At 40.5% G+C, this 21,386-nt stretch carries 16 protein-coding genes; 14 read left to right on the top strand and 2 right to left on the bottom strand.

Features of this window, described 5'->3' with window-relative positions:
* Positions 1-103 precede the first annotated feature (103 nt).
* The 6 genes from lepA to pdxJ are packed head-to-tail and all read left to right on the top strand — an operon-like array spanning position 104 to position 5,913.
* Positions 104-1,891 carry a translation elongation factor 4 gene (gene lepA / locus MTF66_RS24615; RefSeq protein ID WP_010387797.1) on the top strand — a complete coding sequence of 596 codons (1,788 nt, stop codon included), beginning with the start codon at positions 104-106 and terminating at the stop codon, positions 1,889-1,891.
* A gap of 18 nt (positions 1,892-1,909) precedes the next feature.
* The gene (lepB, locus tag MTF66_RS24610) at positions 1,910-2,845 is read left to right on the top strand and encodes a signal peptidase I (protein ID WP_248528978.1); all 936 of its coding nucleotides are present in this window, start codon (positions 1,910-1,912) and stop codon (positions 2,843-2,845) included.
* Positions 2,846-2,847: 2 nt separating this feature from the next.
* Positions 2,848-3,525, top strand: a complete 678-nt coding sequence (gene rnc, locus MTF66_RS24605) for a ribonuclease III (protein ID WP_008466504.1) — start codon at positions 2,848-2,850, stop codon at positions 3,523-3,525.
* Positions 3,515-4,447: a GTPase Era gene (gene era, locus MTF66_RS24600; protein ID WP_138596050.1), complete on the top strand. Its 933-nt coding sequence runs from the start codon at positions 3,515-3,517 to the stop codon at positions 4,445-4,447. The genes rnc and era overlap by 11 nt, the downstream gene beginning before the upstream one ends.
* A 20-nt stretch (positions 4,448-4,467) precedes the next feature.
* On the top strand, positions 4,468-5,160 hold the full coding sequence (gene recO, locus MTF66_RS24595) for a DNA repair protein RecO (protein WP_055013221.1): 693 nt from the start codon (positions 4,468-4,470) through the stop codon (positions 5,158-5,160).
* Positions 5,161-5,181: 21 nt separating this feature from the next.
* Positions 5,182-5,913, top strand: a complete 732-nt coding sequence (pdxJ, locus tag MTF66_RS24590) for a pyridoxine 5'-phosphate synthase (protein ID WP_010387803.1) — start codon at positions 5,182-5,184, stop codon at positions 5,911-5,913.
* A gap of 28 nt (positions 5,914-5,941) precedes the next feature.
* Here pdxJ and barA read toward each other — a convergent pair whose 3' ends face one another.
* Positions 5,942-8,728, bottom strand: coding sequence for a two-component sensor histidine kinase BarA (gene barA / locus MTF66_RS24585; RefSeq protein ID WP_171039095.1), 2,787 nt, complete (start codon positions 8,726-8,728; stop codon positions 5,942-5,944).
* Positions 8,729-8,830: 102 nt separating this feature from the next.
* On the opposite strand from barA, the gene rlmD reads away from it, so the two are divergent.
* The 5 genes from rlmD to eno all read left to right on the top strand — a co-directional run bounded on the left by rlmD (position 8,831) and on the right by eno (position 16,317).
* The gene (rlmD, locus tag MTF66_RS24580; protein ID WP_248528976.1) at positions 8,831-10,156 is read left to right on the top strand and encodes a 23S rRNA (uracil(1939)-C(5))-methyltransferase RlmD; all 1,326 of its coding nucleotides are present in this window, start codon (positions 8,831-8,833) and stop codon (positions 10,154-10,156) included.
* 8 nt (positions 10,157-10,164) lie between these two features.
* The gene (gene relA, locus MTF66_RS24575; RefSeq protein WP_010387807.1) at positions 10,165-12,321 is read left to right on the top strand and encodes a GTP diphosphokinase; all 2,157 of its coding nucleotides are present in this window, start codon (positions 10,165-10,167) and stop codon (positions 12,319-12,321) included.
* Positions 12,302-13,126: a nucleoside triphosphate pyrophosphohydrolase gene (mazG, locus tag MTF66_RS24570; RefSeq protein ID WP_248528974.1), complete on the top strand. Its 825-nt coding sequence runs from the start codon at positions 12,302-12,304 to the stop codon at positions 13,124-13,126. The genes relA and mazG overlap by 20 nt, the downstream gene beginning before the upstream one ends.
* Before the next feature lie 157 nt (positions 13,127-13,283).
* The gene (locus MTF66_RS24565) at positions 13,284-14,918 is read left to right on the top strand and encodes a CTP synthase (protein ID WP_008111779.1); all 1,635 of its coding nucleotides are present in this window, start codon (positions 13,284-13,286) and stop codon (positions 14,916-14,918) included.
* A gap of 100 nt (positions 14,919-15,018) precedes the next feature.
* Positions 15,019-16,317: a phosphopyruvate hydratase gene (gene eno / locus MTF66_RS24560; protein WP_248528972.1), complete on the top strand. Its 1,299-nt coding sequence runs from the start codon at positions 15,019-15,021 to the stop codon at positions 16,315-16,317.
* Positions 16,318-16,495: 178 nt separating this feature from the next.
* On the opposite strand, the gene mutH is transcribed toward eno, so the two are convergent.
* Entirely contained in the window at positions 16,496-17,167 is a 672-nt protein-coding gene (mutH, locus tag MTF66_RS24555) for a DNA mismatch repair endonuclease MutH (protein WP_193049031.1), read from the bottom strand.
* A gap of 528 nt (positions 17,168-17,695) precedes the next feature.
* Here mutH and rppH point away from each other — a divergent pair.
* The 3 genes from rppH to MTF66_RS24540 all read left to right on the top strand — a co-directional run bounded on the left by rppH (position 17,696) and on the right by MTF66_RS24540 (position 21,377).
* Positions 17,696-18,214, top strand: a complete 519-nt coding sequence (rppH, locus tag MTF66_RS24550; RefSeq protein ID WP_008111786.1) for an RNA pyrophosphohydrolase — start codon at positions 17,696-17,698, stop codon at positions 18,212-18,214.
* A gap of 23 nt (positions 18,215-18,237) precedes the next feature.
* Positions 18,238-20,502, top strand: coding sequence for a phosphoenolpyruvate--protein phosphotransferase (gene ptsP / locus MTF66_RS24545; protein ID WP_109874245.1), 2,265 nt, complete (start codon positions 18,238-18,240; stop codon positions 20,500-20,502).
* A gap of 65 nt (positions 20,503-20,567) precedes the next feature.
* Positions 20,568-21,377, top strand: coding sequence for a sulfite exporter TauE/SafE family protein (locus MTF66_RS24540; RefSeq protein ID WP_054201752.1), 810 nt, complete (start codon positions 20,568-20,570; stop codon positions 21,375-21,377).
* Positions 21,378-21,386 lie beyond the last annotated feature (9 nt).

The following is a 21,386-nucleotide window of genomic DNA, read 5'->3' as shown; positions in this document are numbered from 1 at the left end:
TGCGTTTTTATGCCACAGTAACTTGAAAATGCACAGCAAGTATTTTCAAGTTATTTAGGCATGCGACCTTAGTCCCTTAAAATAGAAGTTTAGAATCCAGTTTATGAAGCATATCCGTAATTTTTCGATCATCGCCCACATTGACCATGGTAAATCGACCCTTTCTGACCGTTTGATCCAAGTTTGTGGTGGTTTAACCGACCGTGAAATGCAGAAGCAGGTTCTGGATTCAATGGATATTGAACGTGAGCGTGGCATTACCATCAAGGCGCAAAGTGTAACGTTAAACTACAAAGCAAACGATGGTGAAACCTACCAGCTCAACTTTATCGACACTCCAGGTCACGTTGACTTTACTTATGAAGTATCACGTTCATTAGCCGCGTGTGAAGGTGCATTATTGGTTGTTGATGCTGGCCAAGGTGTTGAAGCACAAACATTGGCTAACTGTTATACCGCCATCGAAATGGACTTAGAAGTTATACCGGTTCTAAATAAAATTGATTTACCACAAGCTGACCCATTACGTGTAGCCGAAGAAATTGAAGACATCATTGGTATTGATGCCCTTGATGCTGTGCAATGTAGTGCTAAAACAGGTGTGGGTATTGCCGAAGTACTTGAAATGATCGTTAAAGATGTACCGCCACCAGTTGGTGATAAAGACGAGCCATTACAAGCGCTAATTATCGATTCTTGGTTTGACCCGTACCAAGGCGTTGTATCGCTAGTGCGTATTAAGCATGGTGAACTTCGCGCGGGCGACAAAATTAAAATTATGTCGAATGAGCATATTCATACTGCAGATCATGTAGGTATTTTCACACCTAAACAAACTAATACCGGTATTTTACGTACAGGTGAAGTAGGGTTTGTTATTGCCGGTATTAAAGAAATACACGGTGCACCGGTGGGCGATACTATTACTCATCAAAAAAATGCGGCACCTGAACGCTTACCTGGTTTTCAAAAAATTAAACCACAAGTCTACGCGGGCATGTTCCCAATTGCGTCAGATGATTACGAGTCGTTCCGCGATGCACTTAACAAACTAAGCTTAAACGATGCGTCGTTATTCTTTGAACCAGAAAATTCAACCGCATTAGGGTTTGGTTTCCGTTGTGGCTTCTTAGGTATGCTGCACATGGAAATTATTCAAGAGCGTTTAGAGCGTGAATACAACATTGACTTAATAACCACAGCACCAACGGTTATTTATGAGGTAGTGACTAAAGAGGGCACTACACAAATTGATAATCCATCTGACTTACCAGCCGTAAACGATATTTTAGAAATACGTGAGCCAGTAGTAGAGGCTAACATTTTAGTACCGCAAGAGTACTTAGGTAGCGTAATCACTTTATGTGTTGATAAGCGCGGTATGCAAACTAAAATGAGCTACCATGGTAAGCAAGTTGCAGTAACGTACGAACTGCCTATGGCCGAAGTGGTAATGGACTTCTTTGATAAGTTAAAATCAACCAGTCGTGGTTTTGCGTCGCTTGATTATAACTTTAAGCACTTCCAAACCTCAGACATGGTACGTGTAGATATACTCATTAATGGCGAGCGTGTTGATGCCCTTGCTATTATTGTACACCGTGAAAGCGCGCAGTCTCGTGGTCGTCAGCTTGCTGATGCGTTAAAAGAGCTTATACCACGTCAAATGTTTGATATTGCGATTCAAGCAGCAATTGGTCAGCATGTAATCGCGCGTACAACCGTGAAGCAACTTCGTAAAAACGTAATCGCTAAGTGTTACGGCGGTGATGTAAGTCGTAAGAAAAAATTACTTCAAAAACAAAAAGATGGTAAAAAGCGAATGAAGCAACTTGGTAACGTTGAAGTGCCTCAAGAAGCGTTCTTAGCCATTTTAAAAGTTGGTAAATAAAAAATAAAGGGATAATAAATGGCTGGCTACTTTTCAGTTTTATTGGTGTTATTAACCTTAGGCTCAGGCTTAATATGGTTAATAGATCACTTAATGTTTGCCCCTAAAAGGCAAGAGCGTTTGGCAATTGCACAAACTTCTGCCGGTGGCCAACTTGATGAAGAAACTGCAGCATTGATTGCGCCTGAGCCAGTCATTACTGAAACAGCAAAGTCGATTTTTCCGATGATTGCTGCTATCACTATTTTTAGATCGTTTATTTTTGAGCCGTTTCAGATCCCATCGGGTTCAATGATGCCAACTTTATTAGTAGGCGATTTTATTTTAGTGCAAAAGTATTCTTATGGAATTAAAGACCCTGTATGGCGCAGCCAGTTAGTGGATGTGAGCGAACCAGAGCGTGGCGATATTGTTGTTTTTAAATACCCATTAGATGAGAGAGTTGATTATATTAAACGCGCTATAGGCTTACCTGGCGATAAAATTGTTTATCGCGACAAGCGTTTATATATTCAACCAAAATGTGAAGAGGGTGACGTTAAAAAAGGCGCGCTTCTTTGCAACGAATTCAATAAAATTGATTTTAAATTAATTAATGATAATGAATTTATGCAAGGCCCAATGGCTTTAGCGCGTTTAAATGAAGATTTAACGACCTCTAGCCATGATATTTTAATCAACCCAAAATCGCCTGAACGTAAAGGGCGTTACTACCAGCAATTGGGCACTCCTGCAGATGAATGGGTGGTGCCTGCTGATCATTACTTTATGATGGGTGACAATCGCGATAACAGCCAAGATAGTCGCTTTTGGGGCTTTGTACCAAAAGAAAACTTGGTGGGTAAAGCTGTCTTTATATGGATGAGTTTTGAATTTGATAATGGCCCAGATGACATTTTACCAGGATGGGTTCCAACTGGTGTTCGTTTTGAACGCCTAGGTAATATTCAGTAACAATGAAAAAAAATGTAACAGAGTTATACAAAAGAATTGGCTACACATTTGCTGATCAAGGCCTACTTGAGCAAGCAATGACGCACCGCAGCCACAAAGGTCAACACAACGAGCGACTCGAATTTTTGGGCGACTCGATTTTGAGTTTTGTAATTGCCAATGCCTTGTACGCTAAATTTCCTAAAGCACGTGAAGGCGATTTAAGCCGCATGCGTTCGACTTTAGTTCGCGGCCAGACGTTAGCTGAATTTGGTCTTGAGTTTGAGCTAGGTGATTACCTGCGTTTAGGCCCTGGCGAGCTAAAAAGTGGCGGGTTTAGACGCGAGTCGACCCTAGCAGATGCAGTGGAAGCTATAATTGGCGCTGTATTTTTAGATTCAGACATTGATCGTTGCGGCGAGCTTATTTTAGCGTGGTATGAATCACGTTTAGATGCTATTTCACCAGGGCTTAACCAAAAAGATCCTAAGACCCTGCTGCAAGAGTATTTGCAAGCTCGTAAGCTATCATTACCTGGCTATACTGTAGTAGACACTAAAGGTCAGGCACACAATCAAACATTCACGGTTGAATGTATCGTTGATGGAATGGATAGCATTATTTCTGTTGGCAGCTCAAGGCGTAAAGCCGAACAAAAAGCGGCCGAAAAAGCATTGAAGATACTTAAAAATGAATCTTGATACCTTAATACAGCCTCATGAAGGCGAAATAGACACATTTTGTGGCATGGTTGCGATTGTTGGCCGTCCTAATGTGGGTAAATCAACCTTGCTTAATGAAATTATTGAGCAAAAAGTCAGTATTACCTCACGTAAGCCACAAACCACGCGCCATCGTATTATGGGTATTCATACTGAGGGTAAACACCAAGCGGTGTACGTAGATACCCCAGGTCTGCATGTTGAAGAAAAGCGCGCCATTAACCGTTTAATGAACCGCGCAGCGTCGAGCTCAATTGGCGATGTTGAACTGATTATTTTTGTTGTTGAAGGCACCCATTGGAATGCCGATGACGAGATGGTACTAAACAAAGTGAGCCAAAGTGGCAAGCCGGTATTGTTAGTTATTAACAAAATTGACCAAGTGAAAGATCGCGACCTTGTCCTGCCACACATGAAGTTTTTAGGCGATAAGTTTGACTTTATAGGCATTATGCCTGTATCTGCGACTCAGGGTAAAAACATTAACCTGATCAAAGAAGAAGTGACTAAACGTTTACCGCCGTGCGAATTTTATTTTCCGGATGACTACGTTACTGACCGCTCAATGCGCTTTATGGCTGCTGAAGTGATCCGTGAAAAGCTTATGCGCTTTATGGGTGAGGAACTACCTTACTCAGTGACTGTGGAAATAGAGCAGTTTAAATGGCAAGAAAACGGTGTTTGGCATATCAATGGCCTTATTTTAGTTGAGCGTGAAACGCAAAAGCGCATGGTTATCGGTAACAAAGGCGAAAAGCTAAAAGTGATCGGCCGTGAAGCGCGTAAAGACCTAGAAGAAATGCTTGAAAATAAAGTATTTTTAGAACTATGGGTTAAAGTAAAATCGGGCTGGGCTGACGATGAACGTGCCTTAAGAAGCTTAGGCTACGGTGAAGATTAATAAGTATCGAATAGCCTAATATGGACAGCGACTTTTACAAAGCCTATTTATTACATCGACGTCCCTATAGTGACTCGCAAGTAATGTTAGATATGCTGGTAGAAGGCGTTGGCCAGCTTAGAATGCTCGCACGAGTTAGTGGCCGCCAGGCCACTAAACATAAAGCCCAATTGCAACCATTTCAATCCTTACTCGTCCATTACAATGGCAAATACGATTTAAAATATATTAATAAATTTGAGCTCTACGGCAACCCGTTATTTCTAACTGGTGATAAGCTTTATTGTGGCTTTTATTTAAATGAGCTAACTAATCGCATTGTGCCGATTAATGAGCCCATTGATCAAGTTTTTCAACTTTATAAAACACACCTAGAAAACCTTAATAGCGGTACTGACATGCAAGCGGTACTGCGCTCTTATGAATTTCAATTGTTAGAGCTGCTAGGATATGGAGTTGATTTTAGTTTTGATGCGGACGGTGAGCCAATTGACGATACACAAACGTATAGCTACTTTGCAGAAGTAGGGTTTTCGGTGCAACATGACACGCGTTCTGGATTTACCGGTTCACAACTTAATGCCATAGCAAATCATGACTTTAGCCAAGCGGATGTGTTATATATGGCAAAGCAATTAAGTCGTTATTTATTAAAGCCATTATTGGGCAATAAGCCATTAAAAAGTCGTGAGTTATTTATTAGCTCTCAATAAACAAATTTCACAGGTACAAACATGAAAGATATTCTTCTAGGCGTGAATGTAGATCATATTGCAACGCTTCGCCAAGCTCGAGGTACTTCTTACCCTGATCCAGCCCATGCAGCCAGTGTTGCAGAGCATGCCGGTGCTGATGGCATTACGATTCATTTACGCGAAGACCGCAGACACATTCAAGACCGCGATGTGTATGTGATGGCTAAAACCATTCAAACACGCATGAACCTTGAAACCGCAGTAACCGATGAAATGATTGCGATTGCACTTGAGGTTAAACCTGAATATGTTTGCTTAGTACCTGAAAAACGTGAAGAGCTTACTACCGAAGGCGGCTTAGATGTAGCGGGTAATATTGATAAAATAGCCGCAGCGACTAAAACTCTAACGCAAGCCGGTATTAAAGTGTCACTGTTTATAGATGCCGATAAAGCGCAGTTAGACGCTGCAAAAGCCTGTGGTGCGCCTTATGTTGAAATTCATACTGGTGCCTATGCAGATGCAACTAATGATGAAGACACCGCGAAAGAGCTTGAACACATCCGCCAAGGCGTTAAGTATGCAGCGAGTATTGGCTTAATTGTTAATGCCGGCCATGGTTTGCATTATCACAACGTGAAGCCAATTGCAGCGATGCCAGAGATTTACGAGCTTAATATTGGTCACGCTATTATTGCCCGTGCAGCGATTGATGGTTTAGATAAAGCAGTGCGTGATATGAAACGCTTAATGCTTGAAGCTCGCGCTTAGAATCATAAATAACAATAGACAAGACGAGCTATAGCTCGTCTTTTTTATTGTTGTTATCAATGTTGGCATCAACAAGTAAGTTTTCCAGCTCGTCTTGAAGTTCAAACAGTTCGGGCTCTATATTATCAAGTACGCACTCATTTTTAAGTGATGTTTCGATCGTTTCAGCTAAGGTTTTAAGTTTTGGTACACCTGTATAGCAACACGCTCCATGAAATTTGTGGATCACGCTGAGTACTTGAGGGCAATCATTGCTGACTATTGCTTGATTTAATAAGTTTAGGGTTTCAGGCACGCTTAATAACAACATGTTAAGCATTTCATTGGCTAATTCAGGCTTACCGCCTGCACGTTGCAGTGCCAAAGTCCAATCAAGCCGAGTGCTATCAAAAGGCGCGGTGCTATGTTCAAATGTGCTTTTTGACTTATCACGGCTTACAGGTAACTGCGGACTATGATCGCAAATAATTTGATTGAGCATATCTTCGTCAATTGGCTTGGTTAAATAGCCTTCAAAGCCATCTTTTAATAATTGCTCTTTTTCACTATTAAGTGCATGCGCAGTTACGGCAATAATAGGTGTGTCTTCATTCAAAGATGACTCTTTAATGAGTTTACAGGCTGTAATGCCATCCATTATCGGCATTTGAATATCCATAAAAATCACATCATATTTATGACTTTTACTTAAGCTGTAAGCTTGTGAACCATTATGGGCAGTATCAATCAATTCCACCTGTTCATTGAGTAGGGTGTATATTAATTTTAAATTAGCGTCGTTATCATCTACCACTAATACTTTTAATGGCAGTAGAGTTTGTTCATGCTGATCTATGTTATGCGCCGGGTGATCAAGTCGATATGGTGCGGCTAATAACTCACATAATTTACGATGGTTGAGCGGTTTACTTAAACAGGCATCTGCACCGCTGCCTATAAAGGCTTCACGCATATTGTGTGATACAGTATTAAGCATTAAATATAAATAATCGGTTGATTCTCTAACCGCTTTTACATAGCTTTTTAAGCGCTGCATATCATCAACCGATGCCATGTGACCAATAAGGCATATATCAAAATTAATCTCTGATTTCTCGATACACTCTAAAAATTCACTTTCGCTATGACATCGAGTGACGCTAATTTTCCACTCTTGTAATAATGAAACAACGGCATGATGAGTATGCTTATGTGGCTCTAGATAAAGAACACGTTTACCAATTAATGACTGGGTAGGCAAATCGTTGATAAATACATGATTTGGTAATCTAAATACGCCATTAAAAGTAAAGCATGTGCCACTACCTGGAGCTGAATTTAAGGTAATACGGCCATTCATTGCTTCAACAATATGTTTAGTAATAATAAGCCCTAAGCCAGTGCCACCAAATTTACGGGTGATACTGGAGTCGGCTTGGCCAAAGGCGGTAAATAACGCGTCTTGTTTATCGGCAGGAATACCCACCCCGGTGTCAGCCACCGACACTAAAATGGAAGTACGCTCCTCATCCAACAAACGATGGCTAATATCGACTTTAATGGCGCCTTTTTCAGTAAATTTTATAGCGTTACTTAATAGGTTAATAAGTACTTGTTTAAATCGAGTGGGGTCGCCGGTTAAGTGATCGGGCACCTGAGGGTTTATATAAATAGAGAGCTCAAGTTGTTTGTCGTGAGCGCTAGGTGCCAGTAATGTCATCACTTCGTTTACGCTATCGCGTAATTGAAATTGAATCGATTCAAGCTCCATAGCACCTGCTTCTAATTTGGAGAAGTCTAATATATCGCTAATAATGGTCAGTAAGCTGTTTGCTGAAAGCTCAATGGTATCAAGGTAATCTTTTTGGTTTTTATTTAGCGGTGTTTTATAAAGCTGGCGAGTAAAGCCAATAACCCCATTAAGTGGTGTGCGCAATTCATGACTCATTTTTGCTAAAAAGTCAGACTTAACGCGGTTAGCATCTTGGGCTTCTTTTTTAGCCATAGTGAGCTGTATATTTTGTGTTTCGTATTGCTCAAGCGTTTCGCGGTAATCACTAGTTGCTTGATCAATATTTTTTTGCATTTCGTCTTTTTGCATCACCATAGAGTGGGATATGGTATTGAGTCCTTCACGCAATAGTTCAAACTCACCATTCATGGGCTCAGTTAACCCTGTTTGTCTTTTCCCTTCAATCAACCTGTCGGTAGCAAGTACTAACTTATTTAGCGGTGTCATAAACATACGGCTAAGTTTTAGTGCTAAAATAGCTGCTAATACTAAGGCAAGAATAATAATAATACCGCTGACTAATAATGCGCGTTGCTGACCAATAACAGCTTTGTCGCGATTAAGTTGGATCACTACGGTACCTAATGTGGTCTGAAACTCAGAGGTATTCCAATCGCTATTAGGTGTTGTGTGATTAATAATAGGGGTAAAAAAAGTTACTAACTCTTCAGTTTGCTGAACATGTGTGGCTTTAAAACTGTCTATTTGTGTTTGCTCAATTAAGGTATCGAACGAGCGATGATAGTTACTAGTTATAATAAGTTGGTTGTTATCATTAAAAATAGCAATTGATTTAATCGCCGGTGAGTGTTTGTTATGTGTATAACGAATCACGCGATTAAGTAGTTTTTTATTTTTTTCCAGTAAAGGTTGTTCAAGAGCAATCGCTAAAGGCTCAGAAATTGTTGTGCCTTGTTGATATAAAATTTCATCAAGCTCAATGTAACGATTTATTGTAAAATAACCACCTAGTAATAGCCCAATGATCACTGTGGGGATCAGGGTGAGTGTTAAAACAGAATCGCGCAAGCCTAGTTTGGTCATAATCTGAGCAATATTATCATTTTTATTAAATGTGAGTATATACATACTCATAGCTATTCTCAAAGTAGAGACGTAATTCATCAACCTTTAAGGTAATGCCTCATGGCACAAATATTTAAAGCAAAGAAAAAACCACTACAACAGCAATCGCTAGAACTCGATATTACAGCAATGGATCACCATGGCCGTGGTATTGCTAAGTACAATAATAAAGTGTGTTTTGTTAGTGGAGCATTACCTGGTGAGCGAGTAAAAGCCAAGTTGGTTGATGATAAAGCACGTTACAGCCAAGCTGATACGCTTAAAATAATTAAAACCAGTGAATATCGCACAGCGCCTATTTGTGAGCATTACAGTCAGTGTGGTGGTTGCCAGCTACAGCATTTAGATACCACACAACAGGTAATTGAAAAGCAAGCTGCGGTGAATCAATTATTTGCCAAGTTTGCAAAATTAACCGATTTAAACTGGCAAGCCCCGCTGCAAAGCCAAGCAACTCATTATCGACGCAGTGCTCGAATTGCTGTTATGTTCGACAAGGCTGCAAAAAAAATGCGGGTAGGCTACAGAGCACGTGGCTCTAAAAGCATTGTTAGCATTAATCAGTGCCCAGTTTTAAGTGATGTATTTGCCGATGTATTTAATGTATTTGATAAAGTCATTAATCAAAACAAGACGCTACACAGTATTAGTCATTTACAATTATGTGCCGCTGATGAACAATCTTTTATTGTTATCCGCCATACCAAAGCGATTTCACCTCATGATAAGGCGTTTGTTGAGCAAAGTGTGGCAGCTCATAATTGGCAGTTAGTGTGGCAAAGTGACAGTGATACTATTGATCATTCACATTTAGCTATGCCATTTTATAAACTTGAACAGTTAAATATAACGTTTGAGTTTGGGCTCAGTAACTTTATTCAGGTTAACGCGAGTGTAAATCAAGCGATGCTGATCCAAGCTGCAAACTGGTTAGCACTTCAAGGCGATGAAAATGTTCTGGATTTATTTTGTGGTATTGGTAACTTCTCTTTAGTGTTAGCCAAACAAGCTAAAACTGTAACAGGAATTGAGGGCGTAACTTCGGCGGTTGCATTAGCAACGCAAAATGCGCACACTAACTCTATTACTAATACCCAGTTTCATTGTTTTGATTTAACCACGAGTATTAAAAAAGCGCCGTGGTTTAATAAAGAATTAGATGTTTTAGTACTCGACCCCTCACGCACTGGTGCGATGGCAGTTTTAGAACAGCTTCCATTAACGCAGTTTAAAGCGATTTTATACGTTTCTTGCGACCCTGTTACTTTAGCCCGTGACAGCGCTATTATTTCGCAAGCCGGCTTTGAGCTGAACAAGATAGGGCTAATGAATATGTTTCCTCACACGGGGCATATCGAAACTATGGCGTTATTTCAACGGAGGTAAAGCGCATTATGGTAGCGACACGTCAATCTCATCAACATGATAAAGCGGGTGACTTTTTTTCACGCGTAGAATCTCTTGATTTGTCTCAAGAAAAAATCAGCTTACTCAACAAAGCGCAGCAGCTTTGCCAAACGTGCGATAACAGCGAGCGACAAAATACCGCTATAGAAATGGTGGAGATTTTAGTTGAGTTAAATTTAGATGCTGACTCTTTAGCCACAGCCTATTTAACCCCTTATTATTTAAATGATGTAGTGAGCATTGATGCGGTAGAAGAGCATTTAGGCAATCATGTTGCAGTGCTGCTTACAGGTGTGTCACAAATGGCTACCATAAGTACCTTAGCTCATCAAGGCAACGGCACTGTGCAAGTCGATAATATTCGCCGGATGCTGCTTGCTATGGTGGAAGATGTGCGCGCTGTGGTGATTAAATTAGCCGAACAGGTTTGCCATTTACGCAATGTCAAAGATGCCGCAGAAGAAGAGCGAGTAGTTGCCGCCAAAGAGACCGCTGATATATTTGCACCGCTTGCCAATCGTCTTGGTATTGGTCAATTAAAATGGGAGCTTGAGGATTTAGCTTTTCGTTATTTGCACCCCGATATTTATAAAAACATTGCTAAGCAACTTGATGATAAGCGCCTTGCCCGTGAAGCATATATGGTTGATATGGTTGAACAGGTCAAACAACGCCTCCATGAAGCGGGTATTAAAGCTGAGGTGTACGGCAGGCCAAAACATATCTACAGCATTTATAAAAAAATGGCGAAAAAGAACTACGAGTTTGATCAGCTATTTGATATACGCGCCATGCGAATTGTGGTTGAACGATTACAAGATTGCTACGGCGCCCTAGGTATAGTGCACACTAATTGGCGTCATTTAAATAAAGAGTTTGACGATTACGTTGCGACCCCAAAACAAAATGGCTATCAATCTATTCATACGGTTGTGTTTGGTCCTGAGGGTAAAACCGTTGAAATTCAAATACGAACGCACGACATGCATCAAGATGCAGAGCTGGGTGTCGCCGCGCATTGGATGTACAAAGAAGGCGCATTACCAGGGCGTGGTTCAGGCTATGAGCAAAAAATTAGCTGGTTGCGTAAATTACTGCAATGGCAAGAAGAAGTGGTTGATGGCAGCGACTTAGCACAAGAGCTTAAAAACCAAGTTGTAGAAGATCGTGTGTATGTATTTACTCCTCGTGGAGACATTTTTGACTTGCCACTGGGGGCAACGCCTCTTGATTTTGCTTACTACATTCACTCCAATGTAGGGCATCGATGTATTGGCGCAAAAATATTTGGCAAAATAGTGCCATTTACTCATCAGTTAAGCACTGGTGATCAAGTTGAAATACTAACCCAAAAGCAGCCAAACCCAAGCCGTGATTGGTTAAACCCGTCGCTGGGATATATTAAATCGTCTCGCGCAAGGGCCAAAATCCACCATTGGTTTAAACAGCTCGACCGCGATAAAAATTTAAGTGCGGGTAAAGAAATCCTTGATAACGAATTACAAAAATTAGAGCTAACTTATAAAGATTTAGACCCTGCTATAAAGCGTTTTAATTTTAGAGAACTTGATGACTTAATGGTCGCCATTGGCGCAGGCGATATTCGTCTTAACCAAATGCTTAACTTTATTACCGACAGAACAGAGCATGAGCCGGTAATTCGTTTCAAATCGCCTAGTAAAGTGACTGGTGACAAAAACGGTATTGTGGTGGATGGGGTCGGTAGTTTAATGAGCCATGTTGCTCGTTGTTGTCGCCCAGTACCTGGGGATGAAATTATTGGGTATATTACTCAAGGGCGCGGTATTGCGGTGCACCGAGAGGATTGTGATTCGTTTAGTAATTTAAAAAACAAGCACCCCGAGCGTGTTATTTCAGTGAGTTGGTCAGACGATATTAGTAGCTCTTACGCCTTAACTATTCGTATTGAAGCCAGTGATCGTTCTGGCTTAATTCGTGACATCAGTTCTGCACTTGCCAATGAAAAAGTTAATGTGCTCAATATGAACGTAAACACGGTTGATAGCACTCAAACTGCTATTTTTGTGATGCAAATTGAAGTGCATGACTTACAAGGCACAAACAAAGTGCTGTCTAAGCTACATCAGATCGAAGGGGTACACAGTGCAAAACGAGGGCAGTAATCAGGCTAACAATGAGGCTTTAAGCCAACTGCTGGAAATAATGCAAACACTGAGAAACCCTGAGGGCGGATGCCCTTGGGATCTCAAGCAAACGTTTGCGTCAATCGTACCTCACACTCTTGAAGAAGCCTATGAAGTGGCTGACTGTATTGAGCGCGACGATTTAAGTGAACTTAAAGGTGAACTAGGTGATCTGTTATTTCAAATCGTGTTTTATGCGCAACTAGCGCAAGAGCAACAATTATTTGATTTTAATGATGTAGTGGCTCAATTAAATGAGAAGCTGATACGTCGTCATCCACATGTATTTTCATCGCAAGACACCCCCACAACTGATGCCGAATTAGCCGCGCAATGGCAAGCAATAAAAGCACAAGAGCGTGCTACTAGACCCCAAGATGAAAGCTCAACACTTTGGCAAGATATACCAAACAGTTTACCTAGCTTAACAAAAGCTAAAAAAATTCAACAACGTGTAGCCGCTTTAGGCTTTGACTGGCCGACTTATCATGGAGCTATAGATAAAGTGAGTGAGGAAGTTGAGGAAGTCAAAGAAGCCTTAGCTCATAACCCGTACTCAGCGCATACAGCAGAAGAACTAGGTGATTTGTTGTTTGCTACCGTGAATGTAGCGCGCCATGTTAAACGTGATCCAGAGCAATTGCTTCGTAGTGCCAACGATAAGTTTTCTGCACGATTTGAAAAGGTGCAAAATTACTTAATTGCCCAGGGTAAATGTATTGAGTCAGCGTCTTTAGAGGAAATGGATGCGGCATGGGATGCAATAAAAAAATTAAATAAATAGGGACATAAAAAATGTCTGTTTTTTGTGCACAGATTTGCTATTTATAGCTGGATTGCTTAGCTATGTTTTGGTACAATTTCGCCCCGTCTTGTTTATATTCCAAAATCACTTGTTTGGGTATTATATTCCTTTTAATTCCTGATATTCTAGGGTTCGCATGAGTACAAAATTTATCTTCGTTACTGGCGGAGTTGTTTCTTCGTTGGGTAAAGGTATTGCAGCAGCATCATTGGCCGCTATTTTAGAAGCCCGTGGCTTAGATGTTACCATTCTAAAGCTGGATCCTTACATCAACGTTGACCCAGGCACAATGAGCCCAATTCAACACGGTGAAGTATACGTTACCGAAGACGGCGCAGAAACGGACCTTGATTTAGGTCACTACGAACGTTTTATTCGCACCAAAATGACCAGCCGTAATAACTTTACGCAGGGGCGCGTATATGAAGATGTACTACGTCGTGAAAGACGTGGTGAATATCTTGGCGCAACTATTCAGGTTATTCCTCATATTACCAATGACATTAAGCAACGTGTTTATGATGGCGCAGAAGGCCATGATATAGCAATCGTTGAAATTGGTGGTACGGTAGGCGATATTGAATCACAACCATTTATCGAAGCAATTCGTCAAATGGGTACAGAAATTGGTCGTGAACGCGCACTTTTTATTCACTTAACCTTAGTGCCATTCTTAGGCCCTGCCGGTGAAGTGAAAACAAAACCAACTCAGCACTCAGTTAAAGAGTTACGCTCGGTAGGTATTCAACCAGATATTCTTATTTGTCGCTCAGACCGTAAGCTGCCAAATAACGAGCGTGCAAAAATTGCATTGTTCACAAACGTTGAAGAAAAAGCAGTTATTTCACTGCCTGATGTAGACAGTATTTATAAAATCCCTGCGTTATTAAAATCGCAAGAGTTAGATAACTTTGTATGTCGTCGTTTTCATTTAGACGCGCCTGAAGCCGATTTAGCTGAGTGGGAACAAGTATTGTATCAAGAGTCTAACCCAACGGGTGAAGTGACAATTGGTATGGTAGGTAAATACATTGAATTACCAGATGCATACAAATCAGTAAACGAAGCATTAAAGCATGCGGGACTGAAGAATCGTTTAACTATTAATATCCAATACGTTGATTCACAAGACTTAGAAACCAAAGGAACGGATGTTCTTTCTCGCTTAGATGCTATTTTAGTGCCAGGTGGTTTTGGTGGTCGTGGTGTTGAAGGTAAGATTTTAGCGGCTAAATATGCTCGTGAAAACAAAGTACCTTACTTAGGTATTTGTTTAGGTATGCAGGTTGCACTTATTGAATACGCACGAAATGTTGCCGGTTTAGTTGATGCAAACTCAACTGAATTTAACGCAAACTCAGACTCGCCAGTGGTTGGTTTAATCACTGAGTGGTTAGATGCTGAAGGTAATGTTGAATTACGTGACGAAAAATCTGATTTAGGTGGCACTATGCGTTTAGGCGCACAAAAATGTCATTTAACACCAGGCTCTAAAGTACATGATGTGTATGGTAGCGACGAAATTGTTGAACGCCATCGTCACCGTTATGAAGTTAACAACAACTTTGTAGCACAACTTGAGCAAGCTGGTTTAAGCTTTACAGGTTTATCTGAAGATAAAAAACTAGTAGAGATTATTGAGAATAAAGATCACCCTTGGTTTATTGCAGCGCAATTCCACCCGGAATTCACTTCAACACCACGTGATGGTCACCCGCTATTTGAAGGGTTTGTAGCTGCGGCTCATACCTATCAAAAAGCGTCTTCGTAATATAAAAAGGCTGTGCATGATGCGCGGCCTTTTTTGTTTCTAAGGCTAGCCAAACTCAGGTTAGCCGCACTCACCATTTTGGGAATATAGAGGAATCAAGATGTCAGAAATCGTAAAAGTAATCGGTCGTGAAATTATGGACTCGCGTGGTAACCCAACTGTTGAAGCTGAGGTATATTTAGCTGATGGTTCATGGGGCCGTGCTGCTGCACCTTCAGGTGCATCTACAGGAACTCGCGAAGCATTAGAATTACGTGATGGTGATAAAGCGCGTTACTTAGGTAAAGGCGTATTAAAAGCGGTTGGCTTCATTAATAATGAAATTGCAGAAGCGCTAAAAGGTCAAAACGCACTTGCTCAAAGTGATGTAGACCAAGTAATGCTTGATTTAGATGGTACTGAAAACAAAGAAAAACTAGGTGCTAATGCTATTTTAGCGGTTTCACTTGCTAACGCAAAAGCGGCTGCACAATCTAAAAAAGTAGAGCTATACGAGCACATTGCTGACTTAAATGGCACGCCAGGTGTTTACTCTATGCCACTACCAATGATGAACATCATCAACGGTGGTGAGCACGCTGATAACTCAGTAGATATTCAAGAATTTATGGTTCAGCCAGTAGGTGCTACTAACTTCCGTGAAGCATTACGTATGGGGGCTGAAGTATTCCATAGTCTAGCTAAAGTACTTAAAGCAGATGGACATTCAACAGCTGTTGGTGACGAAGGTGGTTTTGCACCAAACCTTGCATCAAACGAAGCTGCGCTTGCAGCTATTAAAGTGGCTGTTGCAAATGCCGGTTATGAGCTTGGTAAAGATATTACCCTTGCACTTGATTGTGCGGCCTCTGAGTTTTATAACAAAGAAGCAAATATCTATGACCTTAAAGGTGAAGGTAAGCAATTTACATCTGAAGAGTTTAACCACTTCTTAAAAGATTTAACTGAGCAATACCCAATTGTATCAATTGAAGATGGTTTAGATGAGTCTGATTGGGATGGCTTTGCACACCAAACCAAACTAATGGGCAATAAAGTTCAATTAGTGGGTGATGACTTATTTGTAACCAATACTAAGATTTTAAAACGCGGTATTGATAACGGTATTGCCAATTCAATCTTAATTAAATTTAACCAAATTGGTTCACTAACAGAGACGTTAGCAGCAATCAAAATGGCAAAAGATGCAGGTTTTACAGTGGTTATTTCTCACCGCTCTGGTGAAACTGAAGATGCAACTATTGCTGATTTAGCGGTAGGTACTGCTGCAGGTCAAATTAAAACGGGTTCATTAAGCCGTTCAGATCGTGTTGCTAAGTACAACCAATTGCTACGTATTGAAGAGCAATTAGGCGCTAAAGCACCGTACAATGGTTTAAAAGAAGTTAAAGGTCAGTAATTCTCTAATCAGAATCTGATATTTAAGATTATAAAAATCCTCGCTTATGCGGGGATTTTTTGTAAAAAATAGCAAAAAAGGGACAAAGAAACGGGCTACGAGCATCGAGCTACGGGCGTTAAGCAAGCAGTGCGAATATCTAGGTTAAACAAGCCTATCGTTAGTTACTTTTCATCAATTAAAGCTGAAATTGCTTTTTTAAAATATCACCCGTAAAACTGGTTTTTAAGTAAAAGCCACGTGGCAGAGTTTTTATAATTTGTCCGTTTGGGCCTATTGCATCGGTAACAATATGGCTATTGGCTGCTTTTGGTCGTATTTGCATTACATCCCCTAAATGACCTGAGATTTCATCAATTCTACCAAGAGCTATAAGCTCTATTTGTTCTTCCCAGTCTCGCTGCAATTGTGCATCTTGCGCGGGGGAAGGTTGCCACAAAAAGCCACTGCCTATGGTTCTATCAAAAGGAGCGATATCGCGCTCACTTAAAATAGGTAACCATAAAACATGATTCAACTTTTTACGTACGCTACTTGTGTGCCACGTCATGCCAGTTACATTCATTAGCGGGGTGACCGACACAAAGGTGGTTTCTAGCGGTTTACCTTTATATGAAATAGGCAATGTTTTAAGCTCTATGCCTAAATCTTCAAAGTCGGGGAGCGGTTTTGAACCAGCGGTTGCGCCTAATACATACTCAATCAGTTGACCTGTCCAGCCTTTTTCACGCAATAAATCATCTGGCGTTTTAAAGTGGTACTGCTGTGCTAGTTGTCCAAGTGTGAGCCCTGCAATATTATTGACACGTTGCATTAGTTGATTAATTGAATGAGGTTTTAAAGGTTGCATATTGTTAATTTAGTTGAATAAATACCAACGCCATGATAGCAAATTAGCTTGATAGTGGATATCTTTAGCGGTTGGTTGATTTTTATACGTGCCGTGGTTGGTGCAATTTTATGCACTGCTTTAAAACGCTAAAATTAACTAAGTAACTGAACTACATTGTTTTTTTTGTTTTTGGTGTTCAGTTTTAATTAAGGTCTATAATTGTTGTAAGGATAAATACAGATGTATAAACATGTTTATCCACAGATTCTGTGGAGAACATCACTTTTTTGATCTTGTATTGTGGATTTGTTTGCTAAATGAGCGTGTTTTACAAAAGTTATGCACAAGCTGTGAGTAACCAGCACAAACAGTGTGGTTTTTATGTATTTACGTATGGCAGTGTTGTTTGTTATTCACATGCAATGGATTTCGCCATTAATTTGCCTTAAGCGAAGGTGTTAACGAGGCTTGCACGTAATAGTATTTGCCGTATTGCAGCTAATGTGGAACAATCATAAAAAATCGACTTACAAATGAGGCACTAAGGTGATTGATGCCGAAGGTTTTCGTGCCAATGTCGGAATTGTAATTTGCAATAATCAGGGGCAAGTGTTTTGGGCCAGACGCTATGGTCAACATTCTTGGCAATTTCCCCAAGGTGGTGTTGATGATGGTGAAACACCAGAACAAACTATGTACCGTGAATTACACGAAGAAGTAGGTTTGCGACCAGAAGATGTAGAAATAGTTGCAAGCTCAAAACATTGGTTACGCTATAAATTACCCAAACGATTAATCCGCCGAGATTCAAGTCCGGTGTGTATTGGGCAAAAACAAAAATGGTTTTTACTAAAACTGCGCTGTAAAGATGAAGATGTTAACTTACTGAAAACCCATCATCCGGAATTTGATGATTGGCGATGGGTAAGTTATTGGTATCCGGTTAGACAGGTTGTGTCGTTTAAACGGGACGTTTATCGACGTGTTATGAAAGAGTTTGCTCCCTTTGCTATGCCCTTTAATAAGCGAGAGCAACAAAAAGATCACTGGCGAAATAAAAGGTAGTTTTACATAAAAAGGAGCAGTGTATGCTGGCAACACTCAGAGCGATAGCTGAGTCTGTTTCGCAACAAGCGAATTTAGACGATGCGTTAGTGTGCTTTGTGAAAATGGTAAAAGATGCCATGAATACCCAGTGCTGCTCCATTTATTTTGCAGATTACAGCCAAGATAATTTTGTACTGATGGCTACCGAAGGGTTAAACCCTGATGCGGTGGGCAAATTTAGAATTGGCTTTACCGAGGGTTTAGTTGGGCTTGTTGCTCAGCGTGAAGAAGCAATTAACATTGCCTTTGCCAAGTCGCATCCTCGTTTTAAACTCTCCCCAGAAGTTAACGAAGAAGGTTATAACGCCTTTTTGTCTGTGCCTGTTGTTCATCAAAAAAAAGTGTTAGGTGTTATTGTTGTTCAACAGAAAATGGCGCGGGTATTTTCTCAAGATGAGGAGTCGTTTTTAATTACGCTTTCTGCTCAGTTAGCTTCGCAATTAGCCCATGCTGAAATAAAAGAAGTATTACGCCAAGACGAGTCGTCTCATCAAACATCGGTATTAAAAGGGGTTTCTAGCGCACCTGGTATAAGTATTGGTAAAGCTTTTGTTGTTATTCCTAAACTTAATTTTAAGTCCATAGAACTTACTAAGAATAATGATGTCATTGAACAGCGCCGTTTATTCACCCAAGCGGTTGCTGCTACGCGCAAAGAATTTAGCACCTTATCGATGACGTTAAGTGACAGCATACCGCAAGAGGCGTTGGCTGTATTTGATGTATATCAGCAATTACTAGATGCTAAAAGTTTAGGTCATAATGTAGAGACACAATTACAAGAAGGGTGGTGTGCAAAAAGTGCATTAAAAATTGTGATTGAACGTTTAGTTGCACAGTTTAACGAAATGCAAGACCCTTACATTAAAGAGCGTGCGGTTGATGTTAAAGACATTGGCTTACGAGTGCTGCATCACTTAGTGAATACCGAACACGCAATAAAAGACTACCCTGAAAACACCATTTTAATAGCGCACACACTAACGCCAGCTATGTTAGCAGAGGTGCCCAATGAGCGTTTAGCGGGGGTTGTGAGTATTAATGGTTCAGCCAATAGTCATGCCTCTATTTTAACCCGTGCTATGGGCGTGCCTGCGATTTGGGGTATTGAAGATTTACCGCTATTGCAGTTTGATAGTAAAGAAATGATTTTAGATGCTTTTGCTGGGCGTTTATATATTTCGCCTTCGCAAATGCTTATTGATGAGTATACCGAATTACAACACCAAGATAACTTACTCAATAATCGGTTTTTAGAAGAACAAGCACTGCCTGCAATCACTTTAGACGGTGAGCATATTAGTTTATTACTTAATGCAGGGCTTGAGCTTAATACCCAACAAAATAGTGCCCATATTTGTGATGGTGTTGGCCTTTACAGAACCGAAGCATGGTTTATGCAAAAGGGGCAGTTTCCATCGCAACAAGAACAAGAAAAGTGGTACCGAGAAGTACTAAGTAGCTATTACCCTAACCCCGTTGTTATGCGAACGTTAGATATAGGTGGCGACAAAGTTTTAGATTATTTTAACATTACCGAAGAAAACCCGTTTTTAGGATGGCGAGGTATTAGAATTAGCTTAGATCATCCTGAGCTTTTTTTAGATCAACTCAAAGCGATGCTAAAAGCGAATATTGGCTTAGGTAATTTAAAAATAATGCTGCCGATGATCAGTGGCACCGATGAGGTTGAAGAGTCACTGGCATTGTTTAACCAAGCTTATTATGAGTTAAGTGAAGCATTTCCTGAGCAACTAATAGAAAGGCCCGATATTGGTATTATGCTTGAGGTACCTTCAAGTGTATTTATGCTGCCAGAGTGGTCTAGAAAAGTCGATTTTTGTTCAGTGGGTAGTAACGACTTAACTCAGTATTTATTAGCCGTAGACAGAGCAAATGCACGCGTAGCCGATTTATTTAACCCCTATCATCCAGCCGTGTTGCGTGTATTAAATAATATTGCCAGCGAGTGTGAGCACTATGAATTGCCCTTTAGTTTATGTGGGGAGCTTGGTGGCGACCCCGAGGGCGCAATATTACTGATTGCTATGGGTTATAGGCGTTTAAGCATGAACTTATCGTCACTAAACAAAGTGAAGTGGGTGCTAAGGCGCTTAAATGTAAGCGACATGGAACAATTACTGAGCGAATGTTTGGCACAGCCCAACGCTAAACAAGTACTGCGGTTAACTCGTAGTTTTATGATAGAGCATCAGCTAGGTAATTTATTTTATACACCAAAATGATAGAACTGTAATTGTTTATATAATCAATTAAAATATACTTATAATTAAATGTATTAGAGATAACTATGTATGAACTAGGACTTCTAGTTGCAAGTTGTGCGCTGTTAGGCTGCATTGTTGGTTTTTTAGCAGGGTTACTAGGCATAGGCGGTGGTTTAATCATTGTGCCAGTGCTAAGTAGTTTGCTACTTAGTTTTGACGTTGCCGCTGCCGATCATGTGTTAGTTATCGCCATTGCAACATCTTTAGCCTCTATTTTATTTACTTCTACCTCTTCAGCGTTGGCTCATCATAAAAATGATAATGTGCCTTGGAAAATTGCTCCTTGGGTTATGTCGGGCGTGGCCATTGGTGCATTGGTAAGTGGCTTTGCTGCCAGCTTTATCCCTGAGAAAATGTTAAGAACGGTGTTTGCCGTCAGTGTAGTTTTTATTGCAATGAGAATGGTACTTTCTGCTCGTAATAAAGTGAGCGCAGAACACCCTTTGCCCGCAGGCCCCGTGCTAGCTAGTATTAGTTCGGTAATGGGGGCTTTGTCTGGATTAATTGGCATTGGTGGCGGTGCATTACTTGTGCCTATGTTGCATTATTTTTCGGTTGATATTAAAAAGGCAATTGGTTGCGCTGCTGCATGTGGTATTGTAATTGCCTTTTTTGGGTCTATCGGTTACATCAGCGCTGGGTGGCATGTAACGGACTTAGCGCATGGTTTTATGGGGTTTGTATATTTACCTGCTTTATTTGGGATTGTTGTTACCTCATGGTTTATAGCGCCTATTGGGGCTAAGGCAACACATTACTTACCTGTGAATACAATTAAGAAAGTTTTCGCGATGTTACTGGTTTTCATCGCTATTAAAATGGTTTTTAGCTAAAGGTTTATT

The sequence above is a fragment of the Pseudoalteromonas sp. 2CM39R genome (assembly GCF_023161845.1).
This window is presented reverse-complemented; position numbering and strand designations above follow the sequence as displayed.